Consider the following 12,215-nt stretch of genomic DNA (forward strand, 5'->3'; position numbering starts at 1 on the left):
GAGAGCGACAATGAAGACAGTTCGATATTTATCTTTAATGTGTGCGTTATTAGCCGGCGTTAGCCACGCCGATGAGGTTGTTGATCAGATGGCTGGCGGTTCGATTAACTGGTCATCCGGGGTAATTTCAGCCTATGGCTATGGCGTAGCACCGGACGATGAACCTCTGGTTAAGCAGCGTCTGCTGGCGCGCCGCGCCGCTCAGCTGGACGCCTATCGTAACCTCGCTGAAATGGTTAAAGGGGTAAGGGTTTCTTCGGAAACGCTGGTAGAGCAGATGGTTGCCCAGAGTGACCGGATTAATACCAGTTTACAGGGTATGATCAAAGGCGCGGCGATGACCGCCGACCATTACCAGAATGACGTGGCGACGGTAACGATGACGATGTCGCTGGACGGCCGCTTTATTCAAATGATCGCGCCCGAAGTAGTAAAATCTGGTATGACAGCCGCGTGGTACGATAAACCTGTTCAGTGGGTGCTGGCCCGAACCGGTCAGTTTTCATGGCCAGAAATGAGCTTATTTCCAACTGCCGGTGCCGCAGAAAGTACCCAAAAGCTTTTCATAATTGATAACCCGAACCAACTGGAACTGGTTAAAGAAATCACCCGCTTATTAAAAGCCCAGCCGCAGCCACAGGTGATTGAGCAGCTGGAAAAGCAGATTGAATTTTACGAAAACAACAGTAATTTTACCGGCATTCTGATCGACGCGAGTCAGATTGGTAACTTTGAACTGGCTACTATCCCGCGTATTCGTAATCAAAAAGGGGATATTATTTATCCTACCAATGACGATTTAACCCATGGCCGGATTAAAGGCCGTCCTGTGTCGTATGACTTTGATGTTAATGATGCGGTGCGCAACGCTCGCATTGCTGTGAAGCCACTGATTATTAAAGCTGAGAGCACTTACAAAGCGCGTAACTCAGATTTAGTTATTGGGGAAGCGGCTGTAAATCTGATTAAAACCCAGCAAACACTGCAAAAAGCCCTGGGCAATGCAGAAGTAATGATTGTTGTATCACGATGAAATTAAAGTCTCTGCGCTTCCCTCTGCTGGCGGTATTTTTGCTGGTGCTGACGCACCAGCAGGTTGCTTTTGCCTCGCCGCGCGTGGCGATTGTAGAAGCGCAGATCATGATAGACAGTGGCGAGTACAAAGAAGCTATTGAATATCTTGAAGCGGCCATTATTGAGTACCCTACCAACGATACTTTACTGGCACTCTATGGCAGTGCATTGTACGAGAACAAACAAATATCTGAGGCCGAAGTCGCATTTCGCCGGGCACTTGAAATCAATCCGCTCAATGCCATGGCAGCCGATCAGATAGAGGTCATCCGCTTTATTTCTAATGCGTCAGTGAGCGAAAAAGCGCAGCAAATAGAAGAGCTAACGCTGGATAAATTGTTTGACCTTATCGCCATGGCCATGGCTTTTGCGCTGGGTACCATGATGTCCAAATACTTGCGTAAATTTTCTGACTGGAACTTTATGCGCCGTAGTCGTAAGTTGTTCAGAAAAGGCGATTATGATGACTTCGTGGATTTGCTGGAAATTCAGCTGTCCACTAACGAACTGAAGCCATTACGGGGTAGCATTCACTTTATGCAGCAACACATGTCAGAGGAAGAAATTACGACGCTGCTAAATCGCTACGTGAACACGGAAGATAACCTCCATACGCTTTCACGTATGGTAAGGCTGAGCTATGAGCATGGCGACCATCTGCAGAATTAGCGTTGTTCTGGTTGTGCTACTGTGTGGCTGTGCAACCAACCCGCCGCCTTTGTCATTAGGTGAACGCTATCAACAGCTGGCGCAGGAAGAAAGCTTTTCCGTTTACGAAATGCGAACACTGGCCAGCGAAGCCTATCAACAAGGCGATTTGTCCTTAATGCTGAATGCGCAGTGGAAGTTATGTCAGCGTGCCGTCGCGGTAAATAGTGACGGTGAAGATTGCCATCAGCTACTGGATTTAGCGATTATCGAACAGGACAGGCTAAGCGAGGCGAGGGCAAATCTCGCCCTGTATTTTATTACCCGCACACAGTCCTATTATCAGCGCGCTACTGCTGTTATCCCCGCTAACGGAGAGGATTATAGCGAACTGTTCGCGGCACCAGTTGAAACCTGCATTACCTCAGCTCAGGCAACAGAATGGCAGGCCATGCAGTGTTATCTGTCTGGTAAGGCTGCGGGTAATGAGCCCGCATTACAGAAAGCCTTAACACTGTTTCGTCGTTTTAACGCCAGTCATAATATGGCCGACAGCTATTTTGTGCTGGCTAAAATAAAACTCGCCAACAACGAGCCTGCCATCGCGGCAGATTTTGCCGCCAAAGCCGCTCTGCTGTTAAGCCAACTGGGCGAAAGCGATAAAGCTGAGCAGGTAAGAAACTGGCGTCAGGACAACGTTTATGCTCAATAGCATTGGCCGGCATACACAACGATATGCTGGCGTTCTGACTGGTATTATCGGCCTGTTGGGACTGGCGCTTAACACCTGTCCGCAACTGCTCAAGCCCCAGCGACGGCGTATTTTTTGGTTGCTTTTTAAGCGTCAGTTGTTTAACTCAGGTCTGCGGGCTGCTTCAATCAATACCATGATTGCTGTACTGCTCGGCGTTTTTGTGATGTCAAAGGCCTATTCGGTCATTCCCAATAATGCGCAGTTTATTGATTACTATGCGCAGTTTTTCAATATTATGGTGAATCGGGAAATCGGACCGTTAATCTCTGGCATTATTCTGATAGCCCGTTCGGCATCGGCGGTGACTGCCGAAATGGGGCAAATGCAGTTGTACCGACAGTTTGATGCGTTATCTGCGGTTAATATGAGCCCGGCTCTGGTGTTTTTGCTGCCGGTCTTCTTTGCTTTCCCGCTTTCGCTGCTGCTGATGTTTTTTTACTTTAATCTGATTTGTATCTTTACCTCTTACGCGGTGATTGAGCTTTATCACGCCGGTGGTATTACGCTGATGTCATTTATCCGCGCCTTATTAGAGCAGGTTACCGTGACCGAAGTTGTGGTAAGCATAACTAAGGCATTGGTGGGTGGCTGCCTTATTGGCCTTGCCAGCCTTTACTTTGGCTACAACGTGCGTGACCGTTTTACCGATGTTTCCAGAGCTATCTCTAACTCAAACACCTTTCAGCTGTTTGCGTTTTTTGTTTTAAACGTTGGTCTGTCTTATCTGGTGTACTTATGACCTGCCTGCGTCTGGATAATGTCAGCCTGAGTTTTGCCGACAAAAGGGTATTTAGTCAGTTAAACCTGCGGGTAGGCAGTGGTGAAATTGTCTGCGTTGAAACCGGTGTACTGGATGGCGGCTCCAGTTTACTAAAAATAAGCGCCGGGCTGTGCGCTCCCACCGAAGGGAATGTGAGTGTGGATGGGCTGGCTATAAAAGATATGACAGAACAAGCCCGCTTTAAAGCTACCTGCATGGCATTTGAGGCCGGTGGCCTGCTGAGTATTTTTACTAACTATAACAACATCGCTTTTCCTATGTTGTACCATACCAGCATGACAAAGGCGGCCATTGCCAGTTATATTGAACCTCTGGCAGAGGCGTTACAAATTAGTGAGTTATTGCCCCTTGAGCCGCATCAGCTCAACGACGTGCAAACCAGAATGATGAACCTGCTGCGGGCAATGGTGTTCAGGCCTAAACTGATATTACTGGATGAAGTGCAAAGTGGTATGTCAGAGAGTATGCGGGATAACATGCTCCATGTATTATTAAAGGAACAGCAGCAACATGGCTATGCGGTAGTGATGACCGTAACCGCTGGAGATAGAACCGACTTTGCTGACCGGGTGCTGGCCATCCGCGATCATAAACTGGAGGATGCTCAATGAGTTTTGCACCATCGCAATCGTTATCGTCCCGTTGGCAGGATACACTGCTGGGAATGTTTGTGGTGGTGGCATTACTGCTGGCGGGTTGGCTGGTGTTTGAGGATCTGCAGGAACAACATGGCGAGCAGATAAGGTTTGAGGCGCATCTTTCCGCGTCTTACGGACTCAGCGCTGGATCCCCGGTAAAACTAAAAGGGGTAACGGTTGGGCGCATTGACAGTATCCATTTAACCGATAGCGGCGAAGTCGCCCTTAATCTGGTTATGCAACCGGAATACCGTGCGCTGTACCGCATGGGCAGTAAGTTGCAGGTAGAGTCGGCACTGGCTATCGACAGCGTGCTCTCCGGGGCGGCCATTGCTTTTATCCCTGGCGATAGTGGGCAGTTAGCCAACGGAGCCGTGCTGGATGCCGATGAACCGCAATCGTTGCAAGACCTGATGGTAGAGTGGGATGTTGCAGCGCTGTCGCAAAAAGTGGCCGACATACTGATAAATCTCGAAAGCATTGTGGCCAATGTGAATAATAAACAGGAAGTGTTAAATCAGAGTATGGAAAACATAGCAACACTCACCGCCAACATGGCTGGGATAAGTCAACAACTGCCTGCCGTTATTGACCAGATGCAGCAAACGATGCAGGTGATGCAAACATCGTTGCAGGACAGCACTGAAAACCTGAATAATAATATGGATGCCTTTGCCGGTGTTGCGTCACAGTCTGCCACGCTTATCGAGAGCATTAATGGCATTGCTACTGACATCCAGCCAACGGTCGCTGATCTACCCGAGACCCAGGCTTTGCTGAACGATTTATTACTTGAAGTAAATGGCCTGACCCGCCAGTTACGTCAACACTGGTTATTACGAGGCGACAATCCCACCGCTACACCCGGGCAGGCGCCAGAGAATAATGGGCTGTTTCCACCTGATGAGTCATTATATGACCCCGCAGTGCGTGCGCCTGAAAAAGGAGAACCTGAGTCATGAGTAAGCAGTATATTCGTCTGTGGTTAGGCGCGTTGTGTCTGGTGTTGGCAGGCTGTACGGTAAGCACCAACGATACGGTACTGGTGGGGCCGCCCCAACGTTCGTCTAACAGTGAAGTTGAGAATAATACCGGTACCAGCGGTGAGCAGCAGGCAATCCCTTCAAGTATCGCTATTTTACCCTTTACCAATATTACCGAAGAGCTGGTGGCTGCGCCGTTACTTCGACAAGTCATCAACAGTCAGCTATCCGGACGAAATTTTTCGGTAATGCACCCGGGAGAGGTGGATAAACGCTTACCTTCAGGTCCGCTCGATTACACGCAAATGGCCTCTTACCTGGGAGTGGAAGGTGTGCTGGTTGGCGAAGTAGTGGACTTTGAGCGTTTCTTTGCCGGTATCTATTCTGAAATCCGACTGGGTATCAAGCTGTCTTTATACAACACCAAAGGCGATGTGGTATGGAGTGGTGAGCACGAAGTAACGCAACGTGCAGGTGGTGTATCGACTACTGCCTGGGGGTTATTACTTAATGCTGCCATAGCAGCGATGAATCTGGATGATGAAAATCTACTGGCAGCCGCCGACGAGTTAGGTCGCAAAGTCGCTTTTGATTTTCCTCAGCCACGGTTTTATAAAGGCACAGCTGGTCCGCTTATTGAGTCGGTTATTCACGACAAAGCAGGCAAATGGCTGCACTATGGTGATGTGATTGAAGTGGGTGTGAAAGGTGAAGCCGGATTACAGGCCTTTGTTGAACTGGGTAATCAGCTGCGCACTGAATTGCAAGAAGTGGAGCCGGGCATTTACATCAGCAGGATTCCTGTACAGCCTGACTGGAACGAGCAACGGGTACCGGTAACCGGGATTTTGCAGGATACCGACGGCAGCACCTCTACGCTGTTAAGTATCACCGGGTTAGTGAACTTCGATAACGTAGCGCCGGAGCCGGTTAGCGACCTGGTGGGCAGCCAGACCGAAAGCACCCTGAAACTGGCCTGGCAGGACCCAACCGCCGTCGCATTTAAAGTTACGCGGGTAACCGACAACGGGGAAGAGGTACTACAGGAAAGCACTGATACCTTCGTTAATCTGGAAATTGATTCTGAACCCTTCAGCAAAACTACCTATAAAGTAGTGGCTGTTGATGAAGCAGGGAATATGAGTGCACCAAAGGCACTCACGCTGACCACCTATATTAAGGAAGTGGGCAAACAAACCTTCCTCAGCGGTCCGTTACAGGGCGAGTACAGTGGCGTATTGTCCTTAACTGCGACTTTCAGTCCTTACGAGGTTAAAGGTAAGGTGATCTTCGGTGAAGACAGTGAGTTATATATTGAACCGGGTGTGGTGCTGGAGTTTGATTCCGGAGCAATAATGGAAATTCAGGGCGAAGCGTATTTCTGGGGCCTGAAACAGAGCATCATTATTCAGCCGGCGGGAGAGCAGGCTCGTCGTGAACCATACATAGTACTGAACAATACCAAGCCAACTCAGTTCTCTGGCGTGAAAATGAAAGACGCCGGTGTGGGCATTGTAGTGAAATCCGGCCAGCCACTACTGGAAGCTATTGAGATTCTGGGTAGTCGCTTTAGTGCGTTAAATATTGAGGGTGAATCAAATGTAACTCTGCGTGCCTGTGTGATTGATGGCAGTAATACCGCTGGTATCGTGGTAAGTGAATACGCCAAGCTGAACATTTCTGATTGTACATTTAAGAACAACTTCCCATTCCACATTCAGAACGCGTCGAGCTATGAAGTCAATGCGCAGGGCAACAGTTGGGATCCCGAGCCTTCTGACAGGACTATTTTAGGTAAAGTAAGGACAAAATAATGAGACGGTTTTTATTTGCACTAGCACTTATCAGCGGCAGCAGTCAGGCTGCTGATGCTCATTATGAAGAATGGACGGCTGCCGGCGGCAAGATTAACTGGACCACGGCGCAGATTACCGCTGAAGGCTATGGCTTGCCTCCGGCCAATGTGGGCGGTAAGGCCGGTCCTTTGCTGGCATGTCGCGCGGCGGTGGTTGATGCGCAGCGTAATCTTCTCGAAGCGACCCAGGGAGTCAGGGTAACGGCGACCACGGTTATCGATAACTATATGCTCAGCAACGATGAAGTAAAAAGTCAGGTTGAAGGGATTATTCGTAATGCCAGGATTGTGAGCAGAACTCCGGCGGATGATGGAAGTTGTAAAATAGAAATGGAAATTAGCCTGCAAGGGCAAGCTTCTAAAACTATTTACGGGGAAGTTTATCAGGAGACTGGCCTGCAAAGTCTGTATCGTTCTACATTGGATTGGTTGGGCGGTGCGCTGATCAGTAAAGCCTACGCCGAAGACGATGTTGAACTGGAAAAGCCCCTGTGGCTGCAAGAGATGGATAAGCTTAACCGACGTTTGTCGGTAATCGAGCAAAAATTCAGTGAGCAACAGCGCAAAGGCGCCGAGCCTGTAGCAAAAGATGATCTGCAACCAACCGGACTGGTGGTAGATGCACGGGGCAGTAATTTTATTCCGTCGCTGAGTCCGAAATTCCGGCAATTACGCGGTGCCGTAGTGTATCCGGATAAATCATCGTCAGGTGAGCGCTTACTGGAGCGAGGCCAGTTGGTGTCATTGTTTGCCAGGGATGTGGATTTTGCCGTACAGCACCCCGTGGTAGGCAACCGGCCCTTGTTAGTTAAAGCGTTACGCACTTATGGAGATACCCGTACCGAAATCGTGTTAGCCAGCGAATATGCCGAACGCATTATTGAACTGAATGAGCAAGGCTTCTTTAACGAAGCCGGTGTGATTATTGTTCTCGACTAAAATTATCTGGGTGACCCGTCAGGGTCACCTCCTTTCATGCTGTAGACAGCATAGCCAACCCCAGCCGTTTTAAGGCATACTAAACGACCCCGAAGATTAACCTTTGTGTCTATGCCTGATTTATCCCAACGTCACACCTTTGGAATTCACAGCCAGTGTCGCGAGCTACACGAGTTTTGCTCGGTGCCGCAATTGCTCGCTCTGTACACATCTGCCGCGCCTTGCTATGTCATGGGAGAGGGCAGTAATACAATATTTACTGATGATTACGACGGCGTGGTCCTGGTTAATAAAATTACCGGTGTGGAAGTCAGTCAGTCAGGCGACGGGGTTCGCTTAAAAGTCGGCGCCGGTGAGAACTGGCACACGCTGGTAGCCTTTACGGTAGAGCAGGGTTGGGGTGGTTTGGAAAACCTCGCGCTGATCCCCGGCTCTGTTGGTGCTGCGCCGATTCAAAATATTGGTGCCTATGGGTTGGAAGCCGGTGAGCGGATCGCCCAGGTTGATGTGGTGGATGTCAGTAATGGTGAATTGTTTAGTTTATCGCAGTCAGAATGTGAATTTGGTTATCGTGACAGCATATTCAAACGCCCCCGGGCACAACACTGGGTCGTCACCCATGTACATTTCTGGCTACCGGCGAACAGTAAACCCATAACGGCTTACGCGGAGCTGGCGGCTCTGGATAATCCCGGCCCTGTTGCTATTTTTAATAAGGTTATAGAAGTACGGCAGCAAAAACTGCCCGATCCGGCTGTGTTGGGTAATGCTGGCAGCTTTTTTAAAAATCCAACCATTAGCGGCGAGCACTATCATGCCTTGCAGGCTATCTGTCCGACGATACCGGGTTTTAAGGTTAGTGATGAAGAAGTAAAGGTGCCGGCAGCCTGGCTGATTGACCAGGCTGGATTCAAGGGCGTATGTAAGGACGGCGTGTGCTGTTACCAGCACCAGCCCCTGGTGTTGGTAAACCAGCATAAGGCAACAGGCAAAGCGCTACTGGCCTTAGCACGCGAAATCCAAAGTAAGGTGAAAGAACGCTTTGGGGTGCAACTGGCAGCAGAAGTGCGACTCATTGGCAAGCAAGGACGTGTGACGTTATGAAATTAAAATCCCGTGAGATAAGACAGCAATTGTTATGTGTGCTGGCTGACGGTGAATTCCACTCCGGAGAAACCCTTGCCCAGACCCTGAACCTGTCACGCACAGCGATTGCCGGTCACATTAATCAGCTGATTGATTGGGGGCTGGATGTGTTTAAGGTAAAAGGAAAAGGCTACAAGCTGAACCGTCCCCTTATTTTACTCGATGAAAAAAAGATTACCGGGCAATTTACTCAGCCTGCCTATGGTGAGGTATCGGTAATCCAGGTTATCGAGTCTACTAATACCGAATTAAAAAATACTGACAGGGTCAGAGCTAACGGTGACACCATCGTTGCCGAAATTCAAACTGCAGGACGAGGACGGCATGGTCGCCAATGGCTGGCGCCGGTGGGAGGCAGTTTAACCTTTTCTATGTACTGGCGGTTTAATGATGGATATCAGGGCATGGCCGGACTGTCCCTGTTGGTTGGCATTGCCATATGCCGTGCACTGAAAACCTGCGGATTAGATGAAGCCCGGCTAAAGTGGCCTAATGATGTATATCTGTTTGGTAAAAAGCTGGCTGGCGTGTTAATCGAAGTAGAAGGACAGATAGGCGCCCCTGCTGATTGCATTATTGGTATTGGCTTAAATGTGGTCGTGCCACCCCACGAGTTTGAGGTAGGGCAGCCGCATATCGATATGAGTCAGGCATTAGGGCCGGATATCGACCGTAACGATGTTGCGGCTTGCATAATAGAGCAGCTTTGGCAGATGCTGCCTGATTTTACTCAGCGTGGATTTGAACCCTATATTGACGAATGGCAACACCTCGACTGGTTTGCCGACCGCACTGTGGTGGTAAAAAGCGGCGACAAGCGGATCAGTGGTATTAACCGTGGTATTGATGCCAGTGGGGCGTTACTGCTGGAAACTGCCGATGGGATAACCCGCTTTCATGGTGGAGAGGTAAGCCTGCGTGCAAACTAAGTCTGTTTTGCTGGTGGATGTGGGCAATACGCGGATAAAATTTCGTCTGTTAAGCGATGATTCTTCAGCGGTGACCACGGTAGACGATTTAACAACTTTCATTACTTATGTAGAAAGCATAAAAATCACCCATCTTTTTATTGCGAATGTCGGTAAGCCGGCTGTCGAAGAAGCACTTGGGCAACTTTGTTTGCAACAACAGATTAAATTTTGTCCGGTTAAAACCGAGAGTGAAGCCTTCGGCATAAAAAATAGTTATAAAAATCCAAAAAAAATGGGCGTCGATCGATGGCTGGCCATACTGGGTGCTGCAAATTTAACCGATAAACCGTTTGCCGTAATTGATGCCGGCACCGCAGTAACGGTAGATTTTGTGGCAAATGGTCAACATTTAGGCGGTTGGATAGCGCCAGGCTTTCATACAATGAAAAAAGCATTGCTCCAAAATACCACCCGGGTTCTTGAAGATCAGACTATTCCGGAACAATTATCTGCCGGAACAGATACCGAAGAATGTGTGGCAATGGGGTGTCTTTCTGCCTTGCAGGGTGTTTTTTGGTCAGCGAAGCGGCGATTAAATAATCAATTTAAAGAAAATGTCATAATTTTTACCGGTGGCGATAAAAAACTGCTGACAAGTGCTTGCGACGGTGATAGTCTCAGCGCCGCGAATTTGGTGATAGACGGCCTTGCCCGCTATGCTGAAAAAGCTTCTTTTGATTGATATTGTTCAATTAAACGTCTAGGTGGTAATTAAATGACCACTTAAACAAAAAAAAGAAAATTTTTCGCAAAAGCCTATTGCACTGAGTAAATCATTACTCTAGAATTCGCACCCACTTGATGAGGAGCCGACTTAGCTCAGTTGGTAGAGCAACTGACTTGTAATCAGTAGGTCGCCAGTTCGATTCCGGCAGTCGGCACCATTCATCAATCTCTGGAGGGGTACCCAAGCGGTCAACGGGAGCAGACTGTAAATCTGCCGGCTCAGCCTTCGCAGGTTCGAATCCTGCCCCCTCCACCACTTTCTATGAGTGTGGCAAGAGAATTAGGAATGCGGGCATCGTATAATGGCTATTACCTCAGCCTTCCAAGCTGATGATGCGGGTTCGATTCCCGCTGCCCGCTCCAAGTCCGATGCTGATATAGCTCAGTTGGTAGAGCGCACCCTTGGTAAGGGTGAGGTCGGCAGTTCAAATCTGCCTATCAGCACCATTTCTCCCCAGCTCATGTAAAATTTATATTCACCTAACATTGTACTTTGCTGGGATATTAGAAAAATGGCAAAAGAAAAGTTTGAACGTTCGAAACCCCACGTAAACGTGGGTACTATCGGCCACGTTGACCACGGTAAAACCACTCTGACTGCAGCAATCACTACTGTTCTTGCAAAGACTTACGGTGGTTCTGCGCAAGCATTCGATCAAATCGATAACGCGCCAGAAGAAAAAGCACGTGGTATTACCATCTCTACTTCACACGTAGAGTATGACACTCCAACTCGTCACTACGCTCACGTAGACTGTCCTGGACACGCTGACTATGTTAAAAACATGATCACCGGTGCTGCTCAGATGGACGGCGCGATCCTGGTAGTAGCTGCGACTGACGGCCCTATGCCTCAGACTCGTGAGCACATCCTGTTAGGTCGTCAGGTAGGCGTACCTTACATCATCGTATTCATGAACAAATGTGACATGGTTGATGATGAAGAGCTGCTTGAGCTGGTTGAAATGGAAGTACGTGAACTGCTGTCTGAGTACGACTTCCCAGGTGATGACCTGCCAGTAATCCAGGGTTCTGCACTGAAAGCTCTTGAAGGCGATGCAGCGTGGGAAGCTAAGATTGTTGAGTTAGGTGAAGCACTGGATTCTTACATCCCAGAGCCAGAGCGTGACATCGATAAGCCGTTCATCCTGCCAATCGAAGACGTATTCTCAATCTCAGGTCGTGGTACTGTTGTAACTGGCCGTGTTGAGCAAGGTATCGTTAAAGTAGGTGAAGAAGTAGAAATCGTTGGTATCAAAGATACTACCAAGACTACTTGTACTGGTGTTGAAATGTTCCGTAAGCTGCTTGACGAAGGTCGTGCAGGTGAGAACGTTGGTGTTCTGTTACGTGGTACTAAGCGTGATGACGTTGAGCGTGGTCAGGTTCTTTGTAAGCCTGGTTCAATCAAGCCACACACTAAGTTTGAAGCAGAAGTATACGTACTGTCTAAAGATGAAGGCGGTCGTCACACTCCATTCTTCAAAGGTTACCGTCCACAGTTCTACTTCCGTACAACTGACGTAACTGGTGCTGTAGAGCTGCCAGAAGGCGTAGAAATGGTAATGCCTGGTGACAACCTGAAGTTCGTAGTAGAACTGATTGCACCAATCGCGATGGACGAAGGTCTGCGCTTCGCGATCCGTGAAGGTGGTCGTACAGTAGGTGCTGGTGTTGTATCTAAAATTATCGCTTAATCG

The 12,215-nt window shown here is 48.8% G+C and carries 12 protein-coding genes and 4 tRNA genes; all 16 read left to right on the forward strand.

Annotation, left to right across the window (positions count from 1 at the left end):
• Positions 1–10: 10 nt before the first annotated feature.
• The 16 genes from BFC17_RS20710 (at position 11) to tuf (ending at position 12,212) form a co-directional block, all read left to right on the forward strand.
• Positions 11–1,033 (forward strand): LPP20 family lipoprotein, encoded by a 1,023-nt coding sequence (locus BFC17_RS20710; protein ID WP_139142158.1) that lies wholly within the window; start codon positions 11–13, stop codon positions 1,031–1,033.
• The gene (locus BFC17_RS20715; protein WP_070178437.1) at positions 1,030–1,743 is read left to right on the forward strand and encodes a tetratricopeptide repeat protein; all 714 of its coding nucleotides are present in this window, start codon (positions 1,030–1,032) and stop codon (positions 1,741–1,743) included. The genes BFC17_RS20710 and BFC17_RS20715 overlap by 4 nt, the downstream gene beginning before the upstream one ends.
• On the forward strand, positions 1,715–2,434 hold the full coding sequence (locus BFC17_RS20720; protein ID WP_070178438.1) for a hypothetical protein: 720 nt from the start codon (positions 1,715–1,717) through the stop codon (positions 2,432–2,434). The genes BFC17_RS20715 and BFC17_RS20720 overlap by 29 nt, the downstream gene beginning before the upstream one ends.
• On the forward strand, positions 2,424–3,215 hold the full coding sequence (locus tag BFC17_RS20725; protein ID WP_070178439.1) for an MlaE family ABC transporter permease: 792 nt from the start codon (positions 2,424–2,426) through the stop codon (positions 3,213–3,215). Before BFC17_RS20720 ends, BFC17_RS20725 begins: the two co-directional genes overlap by 11 nt.
• Positions 3,212–3,868: an ATP-binding cassette domain-containing protein gene (locus tag BFC17_RS20730; RefSeq protein ID WP_070178440.1), complete on the forward strand. Its 657-nt coding sequence runs from the start codon at positions 3,212–3,214 to the stop codon at positions 3,866–3,868. The genes BFC17_RS20725 and BFC17_RS20730 overlap by 4 nt, the downstream gene beginning before the upstream one ends.
• Positions 3,865–4,857 (forward strand): MlaD family protein, encoded by a 993-nt coding sequence (locus BFC17_RS20735; protein ID WP_070178441.1) that lies wholly within the window; start codon positions 3,865–3,867, stop codon positions 4,855–4,857. The genes BFC17_RS20730 and BFC17_RS20735 overlap by 4 nt, the downstream gene beginning before the upstream one ends.
• Positions 4,854–6,692 carry a right-handed parallel beta-helix repeat-containing protein gene (locus tag BFC17_RS20740; protein ID WP_070178442.1) on the forward strand — a complete coding sequence of 613 codons (1,839 nt, stop codon included), beginning with the start codon at positions 4,854–4,856 and terminating at the stop codon, positions 6,690–6,692. The genes BFC17_RS20735 and BFC17_RS20740 overlap by 4 nt, the downstream gene beginning before the upstream one ends.
• Positions 6,692–7,672, forward strand: coding sequence for an LPP20 family lipoprotein (locus BFC17_RS20745; RefSeq protein WP_070178443.1), 981 nt, complete (start codon positions 6,692–6,694; stop codon positions 7,670–7,672). The genes BFC17_RS20740 and BFC17_RS20745 overlap by 1 nt, the downstream gene beginning before the upstream one ends.
• A 111-nt stretch (positions 7,673–7,783) precedes the next feature.
• The gene (gene murB / locus BFC17_RS20750) at positions 7,784–8,776 is read left to right on the forward strand and encodes a UDP-N-acetylmuramate dehydrogenase (RefSeq protein ID WP_070178444.1); all 993 of its coding nucleotides are present in this window, start codon (positions 7,784–7,786) and stop codon (positions 8,774–8,776) included.
• Positions 8,773–9,747, forward strand: coding sequence for a bifunctional biotin--[acetyl-CoA-carboxylase] ligase/biotin operon repressor BirA (gene birA / locus BFC17_RS20755; protein WP_070178445.1), 975 nt, complete (start codon positions 8,773–8,775; stop codon positions 9,745–9,747). The genes murB and birA overlap by 4 nt, the downstream gene beginning before the upstream one ends.
• Positions 9,737–10,471, forward strand: coding sequence for a type III pantothenate kinase (locus tag BFC17_RS20760; protein ID WP_070178446.1), 735 nt, complete (start codon positions 9,737–9,739; stop codon positions 10,469–10,471). The genes birA and BFC17_RS20760 overlap by 11 nt, the downstream gene beginning before the upstream one ends.
• 126 nt (positions 10,472–10,597) lie before the next feature.
• Positions 10,598–10,673 (forward strand) — tRNA-Thr (locus tag BFC17_RS20765).
• Positions 10,674–10,686: 13 nt separating this feature from the next.
• Positions 10,687–10,771, forward strand: a tRNA-Tyr gene (locus BFC17_RS20770).
• 32 nt (positions 10,772–10,803) lie between these two features.
• A tRNA-Gly gene (locus BFC17_RS20775) sits at positions 10,804–10,878 on the forward strand.
• Positions 10,879–10,886: 8 nt separating this feature from the next.
• A tRNA-Thr gene (locus tag BFC17_RS20780) sits at positions 10,887–10,962 on the forward strand.
• A 65-nt stretch (positions 10,963–11,027) separates the two neighbouring features.
• Positions 11,028–12,212, forward strand: a complete 1,185-nt coding sequence (gene tuf, locus BFC17_RS20785; RefSeq protein WP_070178447.1) for an elongation factor Tu — start codon at positions 11,028–11,030, stop codon at positions 12,210–12,212.
• Positions 12,213–12,215 lie beyond the last annotated feature (3 nt).

Origin of the sequence: Marisediminitalea lipolytica, assembly GCF_001758465.1 — a bacterium.
GTDB classification, from domain to species: domain Bacteria; phylum Pseudomonadota; class Gammaproteobacteria; order Enterobacterales; family Alteromonadaceae; genus Alteromonas; species Alteromonas lipolytica.

What these genes read in the sequence shown, in the direction of transcription:
- BFC17_RS20710 (WP_139142158.1), top strand. Translation starts at nt 11, where the DNA reads ATGAAGACAGTTCGATATTTATCTTTAATGTGTGCGTTATTAGCCGGC.
- BFC17_RS20715 (WP_070178437.1), top strand. Translation starts at nt 1,030, where the DNA reads ATGAAATTAAAGTCTCTGCGCTTCCCTCTGCTGGCGGTATTTTTGCTG.
- BFC17_RS20720 (WP_070178438.1), top strand. Translation starts at nt 1,715, where the DNA reads ATGAGCATGGCGACCATCTGCAGAATTAGCGTTGTTCTGGTTGTGCTA.
- BFC17_RS20725 (WP_070178439.1), top strand. Translation starts at nt 2,424, where the DNA reads ATGCTCAATAGCATTGGCCGGCATACACAACGATATGCTGGCGTTCTG.
- BFC17_RS20730 (WP_070178440.1), top strand. Translation starts at nt 3,212, where the DNA reads ATGACCTGCCTGCGTCTGGATAATGTCAGCCTGAGTTTTGCCGACAAA.
- BFC17_RS20735 (WP_070178441.1), top strand. Translation starts at nt 3,865, where the DNA reads ATGAGTTTTGCACCATCGCAATCGTTATCGTCCCGTTGGCAGGATACA.
- BFC17_RS20740 (WP_070178442.1), top strand. Translation starts at nt 4,854, where the DNA reads ATGAGTAAGCAGTATATTCGTCTGTGGTTAGGCGCGTTGTGTCTGGTG.
- BFC17_RS20745 (WP_070178443.1), top strand. Translation starts at nt 6,692, where the DNA reads ATGAGACGGTTTTTATTTGCACTAGCACTTATCAGCGGCAGCAGTCAG.
- murB (WP_070178444.1), top strand. Translation starts at nt 7,784, where the DNA reads ATGCCTGATTTATCCCAACGTCACACCTTTGGAATTCACAGCCAGTGT.
- birA (WP_070178445.1), top strand. Translation starts at nt 8,773, where the DNA reads ATGAAATTAAAATCCCGTGAGATAAGACAGCAATTGTTATGTGTGCTG.
- tuf (WP_070178447.1), top strand. Translation starts at nt 11,028, where the DNA reads ATGGCAAAAGAAAAGTTTGAACGTTCGAAACCCCACGTAAACGTGGGT.